At 60.0% G+C, this 20,061-nt stretch carries 18 protein-coding genes and 1 pseudogene; 12 read left to right on the top strand and 7 right to left on the bottom strand.

Annotation, left to right across the window (positions count from 1 at the left end; translation table 11 throughout):
* Window positions 1-3: 3 nt before the first annotated feature.
* The 3 genes from EDF73_RS10140 to EDF73_RS10130 all read left to right on the top strand — a co-directional run bounded on the left by EDF73_RS10140 (window position 4) and on the right by EDF73_RS10130 (window position 2,754).
* A complete protein-coding gene (locus tag EDF73_RS10140; protein WP_132728798.1) occupies window positions 4-1,071 on the top strand; it encodes an ABC transporter permease in 1,068 nt (355 codons plus the stop codon).
* Window positions 1,072-1,135: 64 nt separating this feature from the next.
* Window positions 1,136-1,933 (top strand): SDR family oxidoreductase, encoded by a 798-nt coding sequence (locus EDF73_RS10135; RefSeq protein WP_132728796.1) that lies wholly within the window; start codon window positions 1,136-1,138, stop codon window positions 1,931-1,933.
* 35 nt (window positions 1,934-1,968) lie between these two features.
* Window positions 1,969-2,754 (top strand): SDR family oxidoreductase, encoded by a 786-nt coding sequence (locus tag EDF73_RS10130; RefSeq protein ID WP_132728794.1) that lies wholly within the window; start codon window positions 1,969-1,971, stop codon window positions 2,752-2,754.
* Window positions 2,755-2,898: 144 nt separating this feature from the next.
* Here the strand turns inward: EDF73_RS10130 and betT are convergent, their stop codons facing one another.
* Window positions 2,899-4,932 (bottom strand): choline BCCT transporter BetT, encoded by a 2,034-nt coding sequence (betT, locus tag EDF73_RS10125; protein ID WP_132728792.1) that lies wholly within the window; start codon window positions 4,930-4,932, stop codon window positions 2,899-2,901.
* A gap of 128 nt (window positions 4,933-5,060) precedes the next feature.
* Here betT and betI point away from each other — a divergent pair, with 128 nt between their 5' ends.
* From betI to betA, 3 genes are read left to right on the top strand one after another with little or no spacing between them, the layout of a single operon-like run.
* Window positions 5,061-5,654, top strand: coding sequence for a transcriptional regulator BetI (betI, locus tag EDF73_RS10120; protein WP_132728790.1), 594 nt, complete (start codon window positions 5,061-5,063; stop codon window positions 5,652-5,654).
* An 11-nt stretch (window positions 5,655-5,665) separates the two neighbouring features.
* Window positions 5,666-7,138, top strand: a complete 1,473-nt coding sequence (betB, locus tag EDF73_RS10115; protein ID WP_132728788.1) for a betaine-aldehyde dehydrogenase — start codon at window positions 5,666-5,668, stop codon at window positions 7,136-7,138.
* 14 nt (window positions 7,139-7,152) lie between these two features.
* Window positions 7,153-8,817: a choline dehydrogenase gene (betA, locus tag EDF73_RS10110; protein WP_132728786.1), complete on the top strand. Its 1,665-nt coding sequence runs from the start codon at window positions 7,153-7,155 to the stop codon at window positions 8,815-8,817.
* A gap of 113 nt (window positions 8,818-8,930) precedes the next feature.
* Here the strand turns inward: betA and EDF73_RS10105 are convergent.
* A pseudogene (locus EDF73_RS10105) lies at window positions 8,931-9,237 on the bottom strand (GNAT family N-acetyltransferase); the annotation flags it as partial.
* A gap of 196 nt (window positions 9,238-9,433) precedes the next feature.
* Between EDF73_RS10105 and EDF73_RS10100 the strand changes: the two are divergent.
* From EDF73_RS10100 to EDF73_RS10080, 5 genes are all read left to right on the top strand, one after another.
* Window positions 9,434-11,002, top strand: coding sequence for an ABC transporter substrate-binding protein (locus EDF73_RS10100; RefSeq protein WP_132728784.1), 1,569 nt, complete (start codon window positions 9,434-9,436; stop codon window positions 11,000-11,002).
* Window positions 11,003-11,117: 115 nt separating this feature from the next.
* Entirely contained in the window at window positions 11,118-12,167 is a 1,050-nt protein-coding gene (locus EDF73_RS10095) for an ABC transporter permease (RefSeq protein WP_132728782.1), read from the top strand.
* Window positions 12,167-13,000, top strand: coding sequence for an ABC transporter permease (locus EDF73_RS10090; RefSeq protein WP_132728780.1), 834 nt, complete (start codon window positions 12,167-12,169; stop codon window positions 12,998-13,000). Before EDF73_RS10095 ends, EDF73_RS10090 begins: the two co-directional genes overlap by 1 nt.
* Window positions 12,993-13,829 carry an ABC transporter ATP-binding protein gene (locus tag EDF73_RS10085; protein WP_132728778.1) on the top strand — a complete coding sequence of 279 codons (837 nt, stop codon included), beginning with the start codon at window positions 12,993-12,995 and terminating at the stop codon, window positions 13,827-13,829. The genes EDF73_RS10090 and EDF73_RS10085 overlap by 8 nt, the downstream gene beginning before the upstream one ends.
* Window positions 13,816-14,520, top strand: a complete 705-nt coding sequence (locus EDF73_RS10080; protein ID WP_132728776.1) for an ABC transporter ATP-binding protein — start codon at window positions 13,816-13,818, stop codon at window positions 14,518-14,520. Before EDF73_RS10085 ends, EDF73_RS10080 begins: the two co-directional genes overlap by 14 nt.
* Before the next feature lie 30 nt (window positions 14,521-14,550).
* Here EDF73_RS10080 and EDF73_RS10075 read toward each other — a convergent pair whose 3' ends face one another.
* Window positions 14,551-15,888 (bottom strand): aspartate aminotransferase family protein, encoded by a 1,338-nt coding sequence (locus tag EDF73_RS10075; protein WP_132728774.1) that lies wholly within the window; start codon window positions 15,886-15,888, stop codon window positions 14,551-14,553.
* Between the two features lie 180 nt (window positions 15,889-16,068).
* Here EDF73_RS10075 and EDF73_RS10070 point away from each other — a divergent pair, with 180 nt between their 5' ends.
* Entirely contained in the window at window positions 16,069-16,833 is a 765-nt protein-coding gene (locus EDF73_RS10070) for an SDR family NAD(P)-dependent oxidoreductase (protein ID WP_132728772.1), read from the top strand.
* A 44-nt stretch (window positions 16,834-16,877) separates the two neighbouring features.
* Here EDF73_RS10070 and EDF73_RS10065 read toward each other — a convergent pair whose 3' ends face one another.
* From EDF73_RS10065 to EDF73_RS10050, 4 genes are read right to left on the bottom strand one after another with little or no spacing between them, the layout of a single operon-like run.
* Window positions 16,878-17,639: an amino acid ABC transporter ATP-binding protein gene (locus EDF73_RS10065; RefSeq protein ID WP_132728770.1), complete on the bottom strand. Its 762-nt coding sequence runs from the start codon at window positions 17,637-17,639 to the stop codon at window positions 16,878-16,880.
* Entirely contained in the window at window positions 17,632-18,297 is a 666-nt protein-coding gene (locus EDF73_RS10060) for an amino acid ABC transporter permease (RefSeq protein WP_132728769.1), read from the bottom strand. Before EDF73_RS10060 ends, EDF73_RS10065 begins: the two co-directional genes overlap by 8 nt.
* Window positions 18,298-18,311: 14 nt before the next feature.
* On the bottom strand, window positions 18,312-18,953 hold the full coding sequence (locus EDF73_RS10055) for an amino acid ABC transporter permease (protein WP_132728767.1): 642 nt from the start codon (window positions 18,951-18,953) through the stop codon (window positions 18,312-18,314).
* A 47-nt stretch (window positions 18,954-19,000) separates the two neighbouring features.
* Entirely contained in the window at window positions 19,001-19,852 is an 852-nt protein-coding gene (locus tag EDF73_RS10050) for a transporter substrate-binding domain-containing protein (protein ID WP_132728765.1), read from the bottom strand.
* Window positions 19,853-20,061 lie beyond the last annotated feature (209 nt).

Here is a 20,061-nt window from a genome sequence, read left to right as displayed (position 1 = left end):
ATCATGAACCAGAAATATATGATTTATATGTACCTGCTGAAGGCCAGAACGTTTATCGCTCTGCTGCTGGTTGTTGCGTTCTTCAGCGTGATGGTACCCAACTTCCTGACCACGTCTAACCTGCTGATCATGACCCAGCACGTGGCGATTACCGGCCTGCTGGCCATTGGGATGACGCTGGTTATTCTGACCGGGGGTATCGATCTTTCGGTGGGCGCCGTAGCCGGGATCTGCGGCATGGTTGCCGGAGCGTTATTAACGAATGGTCTGCCTCTGTGGAACGGCAGCGTCATCTTTTTCAACGTTCCGGAAGTCATCCTGTGCGTCGCCATTTTTGGCGTGATTGTCGGTTTTATTAATGGCGCCGTCATCACCCGCTTTGGCGTGGCTCCTTTTATCTGCACCCTCGGCATGATGTACGTCGCCCGAGGCTCCGCCCTGCTGTTTAACGATGGGAGCACCTACCCCAATCTCAACGGCATGGAAGCGCTGGGCAATACCGGTTTCGCCACGCTGGGCTCCGGTACCGTACTGGGGATTTACCTGCCGATCTGGCTGATGATCGCCTTCCTCGTGCTGGGTTACTGGCTGACGACGAAGACCCCGCTGGGCCGCTATATCTACGCCATCGGCGGCAATGAATCCGCCGCCCGTCTGGCCGGCGTGCCGATTGTTAAGGCCAAGATCTTTGTTTATGCCTTCTCCGGGCTTTGCGCCGCTTTCGTCGGGCTGATTGTCGCCTCGCAGCTGCAAACCGCCCACCCGATGACCGGCAACATGTTCGAAATGGATGCGATCGGCGCTACCGTTCTTGGCGGCACCGCGCTGGCCGGCGGCCGTGGCCGGGTAACCGGTTCGATTATCGGCGCCTTCGTGATCGTCTTCCTCGCCGACGGCATGGTGATGATGGGCGTTAGCGATTTCTGGCAGATGGTGATCAAAGGCGTGGTTATCGTCACCGCCGTCGTCGTCGACCAGTTCCAGCAAAAGCTGCAGAACAAGGTCATCCTGATGCGCCGCCACGAAGAGAAGCTGGCCGCCATTCCACCGAACGGCGTCACCTCCAGCTAACGGCCTGACGCATTCACTTATTCCGCCGGGCCCTGGCGCCCGGCTTATCGAAAGGGAAAAAAACATGCAACGAGATTTCCATAACAAAACGGTTGTTATTACCGGCGCCTGCCGCGGTATCGGTGCGGGCATTGCAGAACGCTTCGCCCGCGATGGCGCCAATCTGGTCATGGTGTCCAACGCCGAACGGGTTCATGAAACCGCCGAAACGCTACGCCAGCGCTATCAGGCCGATATTTTGTCGCTGCAGGTCGATGTCACCCATGAAGCGCAGGTTCAGTCCCTCTATGCACAAGCCGCGGCCCGCTTTGGCACTATCGACGTCTCGATTCAAAACGCCGGCGTGATCACCATCGATTATTTCGATCGCATGCCGAAAGCGGATTTCGAAAAAGTGCTGGCGGTTAACACCACCGGCGTCTGGCTGTGCTGCCGGGAGGCGGCCAAATACATGGTTAAACAAAACCACGGGAGTTTGATCAATACCTCCTCCGGTCAGGGACGTCAGGGGTTTATCTATACCCCACATTACGCCGCCAGCAAGATGGGCGTGATCGGCATTACGCAAAGCCTCGCCCACGAGCTGGCGCCATGGAATATCACCGTTAACGCCTTCTGCCCCGGCATTATTGAAAGCGAAATGTGGGACTACAACGACCGCGTGTGGGGCGAAATTCTCAGCACCGAGCAGAAGCGCTACGGCAAAGGTGAGCTGATGGCGGAATGGGTTGAAGGCATACCGCTGAAACGGGCCGGTAAACCGCAAGATGTCGCCGGGCTGGTGGCCTTTCTCGCCTCTGACGATGCGCGCTATCTCACCGGGCAAACCATTAACATTGATGGCGGCTTAATTATGTCGTAATGCCCGCCAGGGTATTGACCACAAGAGTAATCACTATGATCGCAAAAGATTTTGCTCAGCAGCTGTTTAATCTGCAGGACCGCGTCGCCTTCGTCACCGGCGCCGGCAGCGGCATCGGCCAGACGATCGCTTACGGCCTTGCCAGCGCGGGCGCCCGGGTGGTGTGCTTTGATCTGCGCGAAGACGGCGGTCTCGCACAGACCGTCAGCAATATCGAGGCTATCGGCGGACAAGCCTGCCTGTACACCGGCGATGTACGCCAGCTCAGCGAGCTTCGCGCCGCCGTCGCGCTGGCTAAAAGTCGCTTTGGCCGTCTCGATATCGCCGTCAATGCCGCCGGCATCGCCAACGCCAACCCGGCGCTTGAAATGGAAACGGCGCAGTGGCAACGGGTTATTGATATCAATCTCACCGGCGTCTGGAACTCCTGTAAAGCGCAAGCGGAACTGATGCTGGAATCCGGCGGCGGCTCGATTATCAATATCGCTTCGATGTCCGGCATTATCGTTAACCGCGGGCTCGAACAGGCGCATTACAACAGCGCGAAAGCCGGCGTGATTCATCTTTCCAAAAGCCTGGCGATGGAGTGGGTAAATAAAGGGATTCGCGTCAACTCCATCAGCCCGGGTTACACCGCCACGCCGATGAACACTCGCCCGGAGATGGTGCATCAGACCCGCGAGTTTGAAAGCCAGACCCCCATGCAGCGGATGGCGAAAGTGGAAGAGATGGCCGGCCCCGCGCTGTTTCTCGCCAGCGATGCGGCCTCATTTTGTACCGGGGTGGATTTGGTGGTCGACGGCGGATTTGTCTGCTGGTAATCGGCCCTATCCTGACGGACGTACAAAAATGCGGAGGATCCTCCTCCGCATTTTTACTCTTGCCCGCCGGCATCCGACATTTCCCGGCGTTTTACCCCGTCGATTTAACCGGACCACGCCGTTTGCCGAAAAGCGTCAGTCTGGCTACATTCCCGGGAAGGTCACGCTGTTCCCCGGCGCTTCGCGGTGCAGGTGGATAAAGTTCAGGTGGCGCTCGTACTGGTCGAGAATATCGGTAATCACCTGCTCTTTGCTGTAGTCCATCAGGTCATTGCCCTGGCTGCCCTCCAGCAGGAACGTCTCCAGGCGATAGTAGGTCGACTTGCCGCTGCGCGCCCGATAGGTAAAGCCCGGAATCGAATACTGCTGCGGCCAGATTTGATAGACAAAGTTCTGTTCATCGCCCATATGCACCAGCAGATCGAGATGACCGAGATTATCCCCCTCTTCCGGCGGCAGGCTTTTCAGCTCGACGTAGGCGCCGCGCAGCTTCAGCTCCTGGGCAACCTCTTCCATCGCCGGGAAGCAGACCGTCTCCATCATCTGGCGGGTATAGCGCGTCCCCGGGTAGTTCATCAGTCGCGACAGACGCTTCTTCCAGCTCAGGCGATCCTGCACGCCGAGCGGACGCGGCGCGGTATCGCGGTTGGCGCTCTCGCGGCGATAATCTTCCACCTTCAGCGATTTATAAAGCCCGGCCATCACGAAGAAGATCACGAAACTGAACGGCAGCCCCATGATCACCGTGGTGTTCTGCAGCGCCGAAATACCGTTAGTCATCAGCATCCCGATAGTCAGCAGGCCGATCGCCACCGACCAGAAGATGCGCAGCCAGTTCGGCGCATCGCTGTTGATATCCTTGAGCTTCGAAGTGAAGTTCCCCAGCACCAGCGCGCCGGAGTCGGCAGAGGTCACGTAAAACAGCAGGCCGGTAATGGTGGCGACCGAGGCGCTGAAGGTAAACGCCGGATACTGCGCCAGCAGATTATAGAAGCCGCGCTCCGGGTGGGCCATCGCCTCTGCGGCAAAGGCGGCGTTGCCATGGATAATTTCATACAGCGCGCTGTTGCCGAACACCGACAGCCACAGCAGAGTGAAGGTAAACGGAATAATCAGCGTCCCCAGCACAAACTGACGAATGGTCCGCCCGCGCGAGATCCGCGCGAGGAACAGGCCGACAAACGGCGACCAGGCCACCCACCACGCCCAGAAGAACAGCGTCCAGTTGTTCATCCACTCCACCGGGCGGTCGAAGGCGAAGCTATTGAGCGTCATGCCCATAAAGCGGTTCACGTAGTCGCCGACGTTCAGCACCAGCGCGTTAAGCAGGAACTCGGTATCGCCCATAAACAGGACGAACAGAATCAGCCCCAGCGCCAGCACCACGTTCAGCTCGGAAAGAATACGAATCCCTTTATCGACGCCGGAGGTCACCGAGATGGTGGCGATGATCACCGACAGTACGATCAGCCCCGCCTTCGCTGCCAGCGAGTCCGGAATATCAAACAGCACGTTCAGGCCGTAATTGAGCTGCACCACGCCGATACCGAGGGTGGTGGCGATGCCAAAAATGGTGCCGATCACCGCCGCGATATCAACGCTATGGCCGATGGGTCCGTTAATCTTTTTACCGAAGATCGGATACAGCGCGGAACGGATGGTGAGCGGTAAATTATAACGATAGCTAAAGTATCCCAGCGCCATTCCCATCAGGGCATACATCGACCAGCCGGTCAGGCCGTAGTGGAACAGCGTCCAGACCATCGACTGGCGCGCGGCCTCCATCGTCTGCCCCGCCCCTTCCGGCGGCTGCATATACTGAGTGACCGGCTCGGCGACCGAGAAGAACATCAGGTCGATGCCGATACCGGCGGCGAACAGCATCGCCGCCCAGCTCAGGACGCTAAACTCCGGTTTCGAGTGCTCAGGCCCGAGCTTCACCGAACCGAAGCGCGAGCAGGCGATGCACACCACAAACACGATATACAGCGTCGCTGCCAGCAAATAATACCAGCCAAAAGTCTTCGAAACCCAGTTCAGGGTACGGCCAATCCAGGCCGCGGAAAAATCGCTGAAGAAGATAGTCATCAGGGAAAACAACAAAATCAGTCCGGCGGAAGTATAAAAAACCACCGGATTGATTTTGTCCTTTTCTCTGCTCGGCGAAAGGTCTGTCATCCAGTATCCTCACTGTTTTTGCAACTATTGAAATCCAAAACGGTAACAATTAAGACACATTTTATATTGAACGTCCAATCAAAAACCGCTTTAATAGATAAACAAAGCTGATGAATGGAACCAACGAAATGCCCAAACTGGGGATGCAACCGATACGCCAGCGGCAGCTCATTGACGCTACCCTGGAGGCGATAAACGAGGTGGGGATGCATGATGCGACTGTCGCGCAGATTGCCCGACGGGCAGGCGTATCGACCGGCATCATTAGTCACTACTTTAAGGATAAGAACGGGCTGCTGGAAGCGACGATGCGGGATATCACCGGCCAGCTCCGGCTGGCGGTGCTGAGCCGTTTGCAGGCCCTGCCCGGCGCCAGCGCCGGCAAACGGCTGCGGGCCATCGTGGCCGGCAACTTCGACGACAGCCAGATCAGCGGTGCGGCGATGAAAGCCTGGCTCGCCTTCTGGGCCAGCAGCATGCATCAGCCGATGCTCTATCGTCTGCAGCAGGTGAGCAGCAAGCGCCTGCTGTCGAATATCGTGTATGAATTTCAGCGCGAACTGCCGCGCGAACGGGCGCAGGAGGCCGGATATGGCCTCTCCGCCTTAATCGACGGGCTGTGGCTACGCGCGGCGCTGAGCGGTAAACCGCTCGATAAAGCCCGCGCCGAAACGCTCGCCGACCATTTCATCAGCCAGTATCTGCCACCGACTTCTCAATAATGGAGGAAACCATGTCCCGAATGGCCGAACAGCAGCTTTATATCCACGGTGGTTACGTCCCTGCCACCAGCGGGAAAACCTTCGAGACCATCAACCCTGCCACCGGGGAAGTGCTGGCGACGGTCCAGGCTGCGGGTCGCGAAGACGTCGACCGGGCGGTAAAAAGCGCCCAACAGGGGCAAAAGGTGTGGGCGGCGATGAGCGCCATGGCGCGTTCGCGTATCCTGCGTAAAGCGGTGGATATTTTGCGCCAGCGTAACGACGAGCTGGCGCGTCTGGAGACGCTGGATACCGGTAAACCGCTGAGCGAAACCGCCGCGGTCGATATCGTTACCGGCGCCGACGTGCTGGAGTATTACGCCGGCCTGATCCCGGCGCTGGAAGGCAGCCAGATCCCGCTGCGCGACAGTTCATTTATCTATACCCGCCGCGAGCCGCTGGGCGTGGTTGCCGGCATCGGCGCGTGGAACTACCCGATCCAGATCGCGCTGTGGAAATCGGCGCCGGCGCTGGCCGCCGGAAACGCGATGATTTTTAAGCCAAGTGAAGTGACCCCGCTGACCGCCCTCAAACTGGCGGAGATCTACCGCGAAGCCGGCCTGCCGGACGGCGTCTTTAACGTCCTGCCGGGGATCGGCGCCGAAACCGGGCGGTATCTGACTGAACACCCGGATATCGCCAAAGTCTCGTTCACCGGCGGCGTCGCCAGCGGCAAAAAAGTGATGGCAAACTCTGCCGCTTCGTCGCTGAAGGAAGTCACCATGGAGCTGGGCGGCAAGTCGCCGCTGATCGTCTGCGACGATGCCGACCTCGACCTCGCCGCCGATATCGCGATGATGGCCAACTTCTACAGTTCCGGCCAGGTCTGCACCAACGGCACCCGGGTGTTTATCCCGGCGCGCGCGAAAGCGGCGTTCGAAGAGAAAATCCTCGCCCGCGTGGCGCGGATTCGTCCCGGCGATCTGTTCGATGAGCACACCAACTTTGGTCCGCTGGTCAGCTTCCCGCACCGCGACAACGTCCTGCGCTATATCGAGAGCGGTAAGCGGGAAGGCGCGCGTCTGCTGTGCGGCGGCGGCGTGCTGCAAGGCGACGCCTTCGCCAGCGGCGCGTGGGTTGCCCCGACCGTCTTTAGCGACTGCCATGACGAGATGACCATCGTCCGCGAAGAGATCTTTGGCCCGGTGATGTCGATTCTGACCTATGAAGACGAGGCGGAAGTGATTCGCCGCGCCAACGCCACCGAATACGGTCTGGCGGCAGGAGTGGTCACCCCGGACTTAAATCGCGCCCACCGCGTGATTCATCAGCTTGAAGCCGGGATCTGCTGGATCAACAGCTGGGGCGAATCCCCGGCGGAGATGCCGGTCGGCGGCTATAAGCACTCCGGTATCGGCCGCGAAAACGGCGTCATGACGCTCCAGAGCTACACCCAGGTAAAATCCATCCAGGTTGAGATGGCTCAGTTTCACTCCATATTTTAACCAGGAGGTCATTTTTGCAGTTTGACTACATTATTATTGGCGCCGGCTCCGCCGGCAACGTACTGGCGACACGGCTGACGGAAGATCCGCACACCACCGTTCTGCTGCTGGAAGCCGGCGGTCCGGATTATCGCTTTGATTTTCGCACCCAGATGCCGGCCGCGCTGGCCTACCCGCTGCAGGGCAAACGCTACAACTGGGCCTATGAAACCGAACCTGAGCCGTATATGAACCACCGCCGCATGGAGTGCGGACGCGGCAAAGGTCTCGGCGGATCCTCGCTGATTAACGGCATGTGCTACATCCGCGGCAACGCGATGGATCTCGACAATTGGGCCGCCGCGCCGGGCCTGGAGAGCTGGAGCTATCTCGACTGCCTGCCCTACTACCGTAAAGCGGAAACCCGCGACATCGGCGCGAATGATTATCACGGCGGCGACGGCCCGGTGAGCGTCGCCACGCCGAAGCAGAATAATAACCCGCTGTTCCACGCGATGGTGGAAGCGGGTGTGCAGGCGGGCTATCCGCGCACCGACGACCTGAATGGCTATCAGCAGGAAGGGTTCGGGCCGATGGATCGTACCGTCACTCCCCAGGGCCGCCGCGCCAGCACCGCCCGCGGCTACCTCGACCAGGCCCGCGGGCGCCCGAACCTGACCATTCGTACCCACGCCATGACCGATCATATTATTTTTGCCGGCAAACGCGCCGTCGGGGTCGAATGGCTGGAGGGCGACAGCACCGCGCCGACAAAAGCGACGGCCAGTAAAGAAGTGCTGCTCTGCGCGGGCGCTATCGCCTCGCCGCAGATCCTGCAGCGCTCCGGCGTCGGCAACCCGGATCTGCTGCGCCAGTTTGATATCCCGCTGGTTCACGACCTGCCCGGCGTCGGCGAAAACCTGCAGGACCATCTCGAGATGTATCTGCAGTATGAATGCAAAGAGCCGGTGTCGCTCTATCCGGCGCTGCAGTGGTGGAACCAGCCGAAAATCGGTGCCGAATGGCTGTTCGGCGGTACCGGTATCGGCGCCAGCAACCAGTTTGAAGCCGGCGGGTTTATCCGCAGCCGGGAAACGTTCGCCTGGCCGAACATTCAGTACCACTTCCTGCCGGTGGCGATTAACTACAACGGTTCGAACGCGGTGAAGGAGCACGGTTTCCAGTGCCACGTCGGCTCTATGCGTTCGCCAAGCCGCGGCCACGTGCGCCTGAAATCGCGCGACCCGCACGAGCACCCGGCGATTCTGTTCAACTATATGTCCAGCGAGCAGGACTGGCAGGAGTTTCGCGATGCGATACGCATCACCCGCGAAATCATGCACCAGCCGGCGCTGGATAAATATCGCGGACGCGAAATCAGCCCCGGCCTCGACTGCCAGAGCGATGCCGAGCTGGATGAGTTCGTGCGCAATCACGCCGAGACCGCTTTCCACCCGTGCGGTACCTGTAAAATGGGCTACGACGAGATGGCGGTAGTGGATGGCGAAGGCCGCGTGCACGGTCTGGAAGGCCTGCGGGTGGTGGATGCGTCAATTATGCCGCAGATTATCACCGGCAACCTGAACGCCACCACCATCATGATTGGCGAGAAGATGGCGGATGCCATCCGCGGCCGCCAGCCGCTGCCGCGCAGCACGGCGAGCTATTATGTCGCGGGCGATGCGCCGGTACGCCGGTAACACGCTCACCTCCTCTCCCCGCGGGGAGAGGTCAGGTTGCCTCGGCAAACGACGCGCTGAAGACCTCCAGCCGCTGCCTCCCCTGAGTATCGAAATTCTCCGTCGCCAGCCACGCGCAGGCCAATCACCGCGAACGGCACCAGCGCCTCAATCGTTCACTTTTCCCGCCGCCCAGTGAGCGGTGGCCGCCACGTTTGCCGGACAGCTGCTGGCAAGCCATGTCCAGCCGCCCTCATCGCCGAGCGCGTAGGCCGCAAACAAATCAGCGGCGTGGCGCGTCACATCCAGCGGCTCAAGCCGGCAAAACCGCCCGCAGAGCGGCGCACGCTTCAGGAGCCTCGCGCCCTGCCAGCCCGCGACAATATCATTCACCGTCTGCCCGTACTGATTGGATTGATTTCCGCCATACCGACACCGCATTGAATTGTAATAAATTTGTTATGGCAAGAAGCGGTATGGACAAAAAGCGCGCGGCGCTTTTTTTATTCATAACCCGAAGATATGAATTATTCTTTTTATGCATAAGGTTATCCGTATTTTGACTTTACGGCTGCGAGGAAGCGGCCTAACGTAGCGAAGCATAAATAATCAAAACAACATTTTTCAGGGATTGCTCATGACCAAAAAACTGCTCTCATTCCTGGTGCTGACCGCGCTCTCCGCCGCCGTCCATGCCGCTACGCCGCCGACCACTCTGGTTGTCGCCCAGGGCCTCGACGATATCGTCAGCCTCGACCCGGCGGAAGCCAACGAGCTTTCCAGCATTCAGACGGTACCGAGTCTCTATCAGCGCCTGGTTCAGCCGGATCGCGATAACCCTGAAAAAATCACCCCGATTCTGGCGGAAAGCTGGCAGGCGGACGCGGCAGCGAAAACGCTGACCATCAAGCTGAAAGCGGACGCCAGGTTCGCCTCCGGTAACCCGCTGCGCCCGGAAGATATTATTTTCTCCTACACCCGCGCGGTAACCCTGAATAAGTCCCCCGCTTTTATTCTCAACGTCCTCGGCTGGCAGCCGGATAATATTGCCAGCCAGCTGAAAAAAGTGGATGACCACACGCTGCAGCTGCGCTGGAGCGCCGACGTCAGCCCGGCGGTGGCGCTGAATATCCTCTCGACGCCGATCGCCTCGATCGTCGATGAGAAGCTGGTCGCCCCGAACGTGAAAGACAATGATTTCGGTAACGGCTGGCTGAAGATGCACTCCGCAGGCAGCGGCGCGTTTAAAATGCGCGTCTATCAGCCGCACCAGGCCATCGTGCTGGAAGCCAACGACAGCTCGCCCACCGGCGCGCCGAAGCTGAAAAGCATCATTATTAAAAACGTTCCCGATCCGGCCTCCCGCCGCCTGCTGATTCAACAGGGCGATGCCGACGTGGCGCGCGATCTCGGCGCCGATCAGATCGCCGCCCTGCAGGATAAACCCGGCGTCAAGGTGCTGAGTATCCCGTCAGCCGAGCAGAATTACCTGGCCTTTAACACCGGCAACAGCGCCAACCCGCTGCTGAAAAACCCGGCCCTCTGGGAAGCCGCGCGCTGGCTGGTGGACTACGACGGCATCACCAAAGATCTGCTCAAAGGGCAGTATTTCGTTCATCAAAGTTTCCTGCCGGTCGGCCTGCCGGGCGCGCTGGAGAATAACCCGTTTAAATTCGATCCGGCGAAAGCCAAAGCGATCCTCGCTAAAGCCGGGATTAAAGATGCGCACTTCACCCTTGATGTGGAGAACAAACCGCCGTTTATCACCATCGCCCAGTCGATGCAGGCCAGTTTTTCCCAGGGCGGCGTGAAGATTGATCTGCTGCCGGCGGCCGGCAGCCAGGTGTATGCCCGCGTGCGGGCGAAACAGCATCAGGCGGCGATCCGTCTGTGGATCCCGGACTATTTCGATGCCCACTCCAACGCCAGCGCCTTCGCCTGGAATGATGGTAAATCCAGCACCGTCGCCGGTCTGAACGGCTGGCAGATCCCGCAGCTGAATCAGGAAACGCAGGCGGCGCTCGCCGAGCCGGACCCGGCAAAACGCCTTGACCGGTATAAAAAAATGCAGGAAGAGCTGCAGCGCAGTTCGCCGTATGTGTTCGTTGACCAGGGCAAAACCCAGATCGTGGTACGCGATAACGTGAAGGGTTATCAGCAGGGCCTGAACGCCGATATGGTCTGGTATGATCGGGTAACCAAGTAACGCGCTTTTTGTCGTCCGGAGAAGGCTTTTCGCCGCCAGCCGGGGCAAGCCCCGGCTGGCGCTGCGCTTCGCCGGCTACCGGCACAAACCGACCGGCTTAACCAACGGAATTCACATGTCAGTTGTTTTACCCACCAGAGCAGAGCGGCGCAGCAGGCGTCCTCTGCTCGCGCTGTTTCAGGGGCTGCTCACGCTGGCGCTGACCCTGCTCGGCCTGCTGCTGGCGACGTTTGCGCTTTCGGCGCTGTCGCCGGTCGACCGGGTGCTGCAAATCGTCGGCGACCATGCCAGCCAGTCCACCTACGATCAGGTTCGCCACCAGCTCGGCCTCGATCGGCCGCTGCCGGTCCAGTTCTGGCACTATCTGGTCAATCTTGCCCACGGCGATCTGGGCATCGCCAGTTCCACCGGCCAGCCGGTGCTACACGATCTGCTCGCCACCTTCCCCGCCACCCTCGAGCTGGCGACGCTGGCGCTGATCGTGGGCACCCTGCTGGGAGTCATTGCCGGCGTGCTGTGCGCCCGCTACGTCGGTTCCCCGGGGGATCTGGCCGTCCGTACCTTTACCCTGCTCGGCAACTCGGTACCCATTTTCTGGCTCGGCCTGCTGATGCTGGCGCTGTTCTATGCCCGATTGCAATGGACCCCCGGACCGGGGCGACTGGACGATATCTATCAATATACCGTCGAGCCGCGTACCGGCTTCGTGCTGATTGATACCTGGCTCTCCGGCGATAAAGAGGCCTTCAAAAACGCCGTCGGCCACCTGGTGCTGCCGGTGCTGCTGCTGGGATACTATTCTCTGGCCAGCATCACCCGTCTGACCCGCTCCGCCTGCCTCAGCGAGATGAATAAAGAGTACATCCTGCTGGCGCGCGCCAAAGGCGCCAGCGAGATGACGATCCTGATTCACCACGTGTTGCCGAATATTCGCGGCACCCTGCTGACGGTTATCGCTCTGGCCTGGACCTCGATGCTGGAAGGCGCGGTGTTGACCGAGACCGTCTTCTCGTGGCCGGGAATTGGCCGCTACCTGACCACCGCGCTGTTTGCCGGGGATACCACGGCGATCATGGGCGGCACGCTGCTGATTGGCGCGAGTTTTGTCCTGATCAATAACCTCACCGATCTGCTGGTGCGGTTAACCGACCCGAGGGTGCGCTGATGCCGACTTATCTGTTCTGGCGTCGCCTGCGCCGCTCCCCCGCCGCCTTTTGCGGGCTGGCGATGATTACGCTGTTCCTGCTGGTGGCGCTGTTCGCCCCGTGGCTGGCGCCGCTCGATCCCAACTGGCAGGATGCCGCGGCCCGTCTGCAAGGCCCCGGCGCCCGGCACTGGCTCGGTACCGACAGCTACGGCCGCGACCAGCTCTCGCGCCTGATTTACGGCGCGCGTCCGGCGCTGGGGCTGGTGGCGCTGGTCACCCTCATCACCCTGCCTGCCGGTCTGCTGGTAGGCATTCTTTCCGGCTACTACGGCGGCTGGCTGGAGCGTATCCTGATGCGTTTTACCGACGTGGTGATGTCGATGCCGCGGCTGATTCTGGCCTTTGCGTTTGTTGCCATGCTGGGGCCGGGGCTGGTCAACGGCGCGCTGGCGCTGGCGCTGACCACCTGGCCCGCCTATGCCCGCCAGGCGCGTAGCGAAATTCAGCGCCTGCGCCATAGCGATTACCTCGCCGCGGCGGAGATGATGGGCATTCGCGGCTGGCGGCTGCTGATCGGCCACATTCTGCCGCTGTGCCTGCCTTCCGCCATCGTGCGCCTGGCGCTGGATCTCGCCGGGATTATTCTCGCCGCCGCCGGTCTGGGCTTCCTTGGCCTCGGCGCCCGTCCGCCGATGGCGGAATGGGGGGCAATGATCGCCGATGGTATGCAGGTCATTTTCGATCAGTGGTGGATTGCCGCCGCACCCGGCGCGGCGATCCTGATCGCCAGCCTGGCGTTTAACCTGCTGGGCGACGGCCTGCGCGATATTCTGGAGCCGCAACATGACTGATACCCGCCTTGACGTACAAGGATTATCTATCGACTACCCCTCCGCCCGGGTAGTGAATAACGTCAGCTTTACTCTCGGCAACGAACGTCTGGCGCTGGTGGGCGAATCCGGCTCGGGGAAATCGATGACCGCCCGCGCCCTGATGGGGCTGGTGCGCAAGCCGGGCGCGGTCAGCGCCACGACGCTGAATGCGCTGGGGCGCGATCTCCTGACCCTTAACGATCGCGGCTGGCGCGCGCTTCGCGGTAACGATATCGCCATGGTGTTGCAGGATCCGCGCTATGCGCTGAACCCGGTGCAGAGTATTCAGGCGCAGCTGGAAGAGGCGCTGACCCTGCATCAACGTCTGAACCGTCGCGCGCGGCTGGAGGCGGTGAAAGCCGCCATTGCCGCCGTCGGCCTCGATTTACCGGTGCTCAGCCGCTATCCCGGCGAGCTCTCCGGCGGCATGGGGCAGCGGGTGATGATCGCCATTGCCCTGCTGAATAACCCGAGGGTGCTGATCGCTGACGAACCCACCTCGGCGCTCGACTCCCGCCTGCGCAATCAGATCCTCAAGCTGCTGGTTGAGCAGTGCGAACAGCGGCAGATGGCGATGCTGCTCATTAGCCACGATCTGCCGCTGGTGGCGGAACACTGCCACCGGGTGCTGGTGATGTATCGAGGCTTACAGGTGGATGAGATGGCGGCGCGCGAGCTGCCGCTGGCGACGCATCCCTATACCCGTACGCTGTGGACCTGCCGCCCCGCTGCCAGCACTTACGGCCAGATGTTGCCCACTCTCGACAGGAATCAGGATCTTACGGAGGCGACCCATGGCGCTGGTTAATCTCGACTCACTCCAGGTGATTTTCGCAGCAAAAACGGCGGTCTCCGCCGCCAGTTTCCGCGTGGAGGCCGGAGAAACCTTCAGCCTGATCGGCGCCTCGGGCTGCGGGAAATCGACCATTCTACGGGTTCTCGCCGGTCTGCAGCGCGACTGGCGCGGCAAGGTTGAGCTGTTCGGCAAAGCGATGACGCCCGGGGTGCGCTTTCAGGGCGAGCTGCGGCGTAATGTGCAGATGGTATTTCAGGACCCGTACGCGTCGCTGCACCCGAATCATACCCTGTGGCGAACCCTGGCCGAGCCGCTGAAAATCCACGGCATCGGCGACATTTCGCAGCGGGTGAATACCGCGCTGGAGCAGGTGGGGCTCCCCGCCGACGCCGCGCGCCGCTACCCGCATCAGCTCTCCGGCGGCCAGCGCCAGCGCGTGGCTATCGCCCGGGCGCTGCTGCTCCGTCCGCGGATTCTGCTATTGGATGAGCCGACCTCGGCGCTGGATATGTCGGTGCAGGCGGAGATCCTCAACCTCCTGAACCGGCTGAAGCAGGAGCACGGGATGACCTATCTGCTGGTCAGCCATGATGCCGATGTGATTGCGCATATGTCGGATCGGGCGGCGCTGATGGCCGAAGGGGTGATTCAGCGCTTCTTCGACCGCGAAGCGCTGATACAGGGCGAACACCGGATGGCATGATAAGCCAGCCATCCGGGAATAACCGGCGGCTTATTTCGCCAGGTGGGTAAAGCGTGCGAAGACGTGGTCAAAAATCGCCAGCCCTTTCTGTACCTGCGCGGCGCTGATGGTGCATGGCGGCACCACGTGAATGCGGTTTTCCACCACAAATGCCAGCAGCCCCGCGTCGGTTAACGCCCCCTTCATCGCCGCCATATCCGCCGCGGTTAACGGCGTTTTTTGCGTCTTGTCGCTCACCAGCTCCAGCGCCTGGAACAGACCCCGCCCGCGCACATCGCCGATGATGGCGTATTTCGCCGCCAGCGCTTCCAGCCCCGGGCGCAGGACTTCATTACCTACCTGCGCGGCGTTTTCCACCACCAGCTCTTCTTTCATCGCATCGATGGTGGCGACAATCGCCGCCATCGCCAGCGGATGGCCGGAATAGGTTAAGCCCCCGGCAAAGAAATGGTCGTCAAAGTAACGGGCGATCGGTTCGCTAATCAGCACCCCGCCCGCCGGAACATACCCGGCGTTGACCCCTTTGGCGAAGGTGACCAGATCCGGCACCACGCCATCCTGTTCAAAGGCGAACCAGCTGCCGGTACGCCCAAACCCGGCCATCACCTCGTCGAGGATCAGCACGATGCCAAACTCATCGGCCAGCGCCCGAACGCCCTGCATATAGCCATCGGGCGGCACCAGGATCCCGGCGGTACCGGGAATGGACTCCAGCAGGATCGCGGCTATCGCCGTGGGGCCTTCGCACTCAATGATGCGCCGCAGGTGCGCCAGCGCGCGCTGGCACTCCTCTGCTTCGTTCGTCGCATTAAATTCGCTGCGATAGAGGTAGGGGTTAAAAAAGTGCACGTGGCCGCGCGAATATTCGTTCGGCACCCGCCGCCAGTCGCCGGTGGCGGCAATCGCGCTGCCGGTGTTGCCGTGATAGGAACGATAGGCCGACAGCACTTTATCGCGCCCGGTATACAGCCGCGCCATGCGGATGGCGTTCTCGTTGGCATCGGCCCCGGCATTGGTGAAGAACACTTTGCTGAAGCCTTCCGGCGCCAGCGCCACGATGCGCTTCGCCGCCTCGCCGCGGGCAAGGTTGGCGGTGGCGGGGGCAATCGTCACCAGCGTTTCCAGCTGCGCCTTCATCGCCGCCAGCACGCGAGGATGCTGATAGCCGATATTGACGTTAACCAGCTGACTGCTGAAATCAAGGTAGGTTTTCCCTGCATAATCCCATAGCTCGCAGCCTTTGGCCCCGGCAATCACCAGCGGGCTCAGGTTGCCCTGCGTCGACCATGAGTGAAAGACATAAGCGCGATCCAGTTGGCGTACTTCGTCGTTGCTTACCGTTACGTCGTTGTCTATTGCCAGCTTCATACCCTGCCCTCTGATGTCGTTGTTGTTGTCACCATCATTGGTCCCGTGGCGCCAAAAGGGATAGAGCCAGTGCGTTGAAAACGTTGTGACACCGTGTCACAACGTCATGTCGCGACTGTCCCTGTGCCCGTGCGTCCGGCGTTTTTATAGTGGGGAGGATAACGAGCACAGGAGAATGAAATGACGACCAAGAACGTGGTGTTTATTACCGGGGCGACCTCCGGTTTTGGGGAAGCGGCGGCACAGGTGTTTGCCGACGCGGGCTGGTCGCTGGTGCTCAGCGGGCGTCGCCTGGCGCGCCTGGAGAAACTGCAGGACCGCCTCGGCCAGCAGGTGCCGGTGCATATTATCGAGCTTGACGTGCGCGACAGCGATGCCGTCGCGGCGGCGGTGGCGGCGCTTCCCGCCGGGTTTGCCGATATCAAGACGCTGATTAATAACGCCGGACTGGCGCTGGCGCCGCAGCCGGCGCAAAAGGTGGATCTGCAGGACTGGAAAACGATGATCGATACCAACGTTACCGGCCTGGTCAACGTCACCCACGCGCTGCTGCCGACGTTAATTCAGCACGGCGCCGGCGCCAGCATTATCAACATTGGCTCTATCGCCGGCCAGTGGCCCTATCCGGGCAGTCACGTCTACGGCGCCAGCAAAGCATTCGTCAAACAGTTCAGCTACAACCTGCGCTGCGATTTGCTCGGCACCGGCGTGCGGGTGACCGATCTCGCCCCGGGGATTGCGGAGACCGAATTCACCCTGGTACGCACCAAAGGCGACCAGGCGGCCTCCGATAATCTCTACCGCGGCACCACGCCGCTGAGCGCCCAGGATATCGCGCAGCAGATGTACTATATCGCCACCCTGCCGGATCACATGAATATCAACCGCGTGGAGGTCATGCCGGTGCGTCAGGCCTGGCAGCCGTTCGCCATTGACCGGGACTAACGCACCACCAGCCCGGGCGGCGACCCGCCCGGGCTTTTTAGCGGCTAACGGCTGCTCTGCAAAAACTGACGTACTCGTTCTGAATCGGGGTTGTTGAAGAACTTCTCCGGCGCCGCTTTCTCAATCAGCAGGCCTTTTTCGAGAAACACCACCTCATCCGAGACCTGACGGGCGAACTCCATCTCATGGGTCACCACCACCATGGTGTAGCCCTCTGCCGCCAGCGCTTTCATCACCCCCAGCACTTCATTCACCAGTTCCGGGTCCAGCGCCGACGTCGGCTCATCAAACAGAATCACCTCCGGCGACATCGCCAGCGAACGGGCAATCGCCACCCGCTGCTTTTGCCCGCCGGAGAGGGTAATCGGCCAGGCGTCCGCTTTGTGCGCCATGCCGACCTTCTCCAGCTGCCGCAGGGCGATGGCGTGGGCCTCATCGCGCTTCATCCCTTTCACATGCAGCAGCGCTTCGCTGACGTTCTGCTGCACGGTCAGGTGCGGCCACAGGTTAAAGCTCTGAAACACCATCCCCACCCGTTCGCGAATCTTCGACAGCTGGCGATGGGACATCGCTTTGCCATTGTGTTCATCAAAGCCCAGGCGCTGGCCGCCGATATGAATTTCGCCGCGATCCGGCTGTTCCAGCCAGTTCATACAGCGCAGCAGGGTGGATTTCCCCGAGCCCGACGAGCCCAGAATACTCACCACCGAGCCCTTTTCAACCGTCAGATTGATGTCACGTAACACTTCAACATTATCAAACTGCTTGGAGACGTTTTTGATGCTAACTGCAGTCGTATCAGGCATGACTCATTCCTCTTTTGATTCCCCAGGCGCTCAGTCGCTTAATCAGCAACTCCAGCAAAATGCTGATCGCCCAGTAAAGCGCAATGGCGACGATAAAAGCGTTAAACGGGATGAACCAGGTCGCCTGGACGCTGTTGGCCGCAGCGGTAATTTCCTGAACGGTGATAATGCTGAGAAACGCGGTATCTTTCAGGCAAATAATCAGCTGGTTGCCCATCAGCGGCAGCGCCGACGAGACGATATTAGGCAAAATAATCCGGCGGAATATCTGGTAACGTGAAAAGCCCTGCGCCACCGCCGCCTCAATATAGCCGGCGGAAAAGACCCGCCGCTGGCTGCGCAATATTTCAAAGAAATAGGCGCCGTGGTAGATAATCAGCGCCAGCAGACCCGCGGTCCAGGCCTCCATACTGATCCCCACTTCCGGCAGGCCGTAATAGAGCAGATAGGCAAGAATTAAAAAAGGGATCGCGCGCATCAGGCTGACAAAACCAATAATCAGGCGGTTAAGCAGCTTCTTCTGATATTCGGTCAGGTAACACAGCACAATTCCCAGCGCCAGCCCCGCCACGGCGGCGAGAATAAAGAGCTCAAGGGTGGCGAATAACCCGGCGATAAAGCTGTCGCGCGCTGACCAGATAATGGCCCACTGATTCATAGCTCCTCCTGTTGTTATCGTGCCAGGCGTTTCGCTTTCCGCTCCGCCATCCCCTGCAGCTTCAGCAGCAGGCCGATAATCACCACGTACAGCAGACCCGCCGCAAGGATCGGCGACAGGGGTTCATAGGTCACGGATGAGATGCGGTTGGTCACGCGGGTCAAATCAACCACGCCGATCACCGCGATCGCCGGGCTGCCTTTAATCAGGAACGACATTTCGTTGACCAGCGCCGGCAGGCTCTCGATCCACATCTGCGGCAGCATGATGTAGCGAAAATAGGTCCAGCGCCGCATCCCTACGGACTCGGCCGCTTCGCGCTGTTCGCGCGGAAACGTGCGGAACGCGTTGCGCCAGATTTCGGCGTTAAAAGCGGAAGTGTTGAGGGTCAGCGCCACAATCGCCGCCACGTTTTTGTCGAGATTAATGCCCACCGTCGGCAACGAGAGAAATAAAAACAGCACCAGGGTGACCAGCGGCGTGGCGCGGGCAAGGCTGATATACACCACCAGTAGCTGATCGATAACCGGGATCCGCAGCATCCGTACCAGGGCGATCAGCAGGCCAATCACCACCCCAAAGGCGATGGCGATGGCTGAAATCCAGAGGGTCGTCCATGCGCCTTCAATCAGTAACTGCCAGGAAATTGCATCCATGTGGCCCTCCTTCGCATTAACAGGCGGCGGTGACCCGCCGCGAAATGTTACAGACCCGCCAGCTTATGGAACTGTTCCGGGCTGGTAATCGCCTCCGTCGGGAGAGTGTCGTAGGTTTCGCCGAACCATTTTTTCTGCAGCTCCGCAAGCTTGCCGGTTTCACGCATATGATTGATAAACTTGGTCATATAGGCCAAAAGCTGCGGGGAGTTTTTCGGAATGGGCCACGCCATATAGCCCGGACCGGAAACCGCCAGCCCTTTGGCGAAGACCTTCGGTTTGGCTTTCGCCAGATCGTTAACCGAAATCACCACGTTAATCACATAGTCGAGACGTTTATTGGCGAGATCGGCGTAGGCTTCCGGATAGGAGGGATACTCCACCACCGGCCCCAGCTTGCCGCCGGTTTTCTCCAGCATCGCCTTCAGCTCAGGCAGCCGCGCCAGCAGCGCGCTGCCCGCCTGTACGCCCACTTTTTTGCCGCTCAGGTCGGCGATGGTATCGAGTGAATTATCCCCAGCGCGTTTCACGAAGTAGTGCTGCGCCGAAGCCCATGGCGGCGTGAAGTCAAAGACCTTCAGGCGGTCATCGGTGATCACCGCGCCGGTTAACGCCATATCGTACTGGCCGGTTGAGACCGCCGCTAACAGTCCGGTCCACGGCAGAATGCTCTGTTCGACGTGGAATTTCGCATACTTGCGCAACTCCTCCAGCATATCTTTGTTGAAGCCGTCGGCCTGGCCGTTACTCATAAAGTTAAACGGCGCGTAGTCGTCTTCAGTCGCGACCTTCAGGGTGCCGGATTTTTCGATTACCGGAAGATCCGCTGCCGCGGCGTGATAGGTAAAGGCCATCGCCATAACGGCGCCCAGACACATTGAAGCCAATGATTTGTTCATCAATCCACCCTAATTAATTCGCCAGACGTGTTCATTCCCGAACATGAAAAGGTTTTGCAAAATATGTGCCGACGGAAGTTCCGGTCCGCGACTGATGAATGCGTTTTTACTGTAGGGAGCGTTTTTGTTTTCCGGATAGAGCCAGTTTCACCACGCCAGTGTGTCAGTCTCCCTCAGGATGGTATGGAATTTGCTGCAGTGTAGGGAGT

This window comes from Klebsiella sp. BIGb0138 (assembly GCF_004342285.1).
Classification (GTDB): domain Bacteria; phylum Pseudomonadota; class Gammaproteobacteria; order Enterobacterales; family Enterobacteriaceae; genus Klebsiella.
This window is presented reverse-complemented; position numbering and strand designations above follow the sequence as displayed.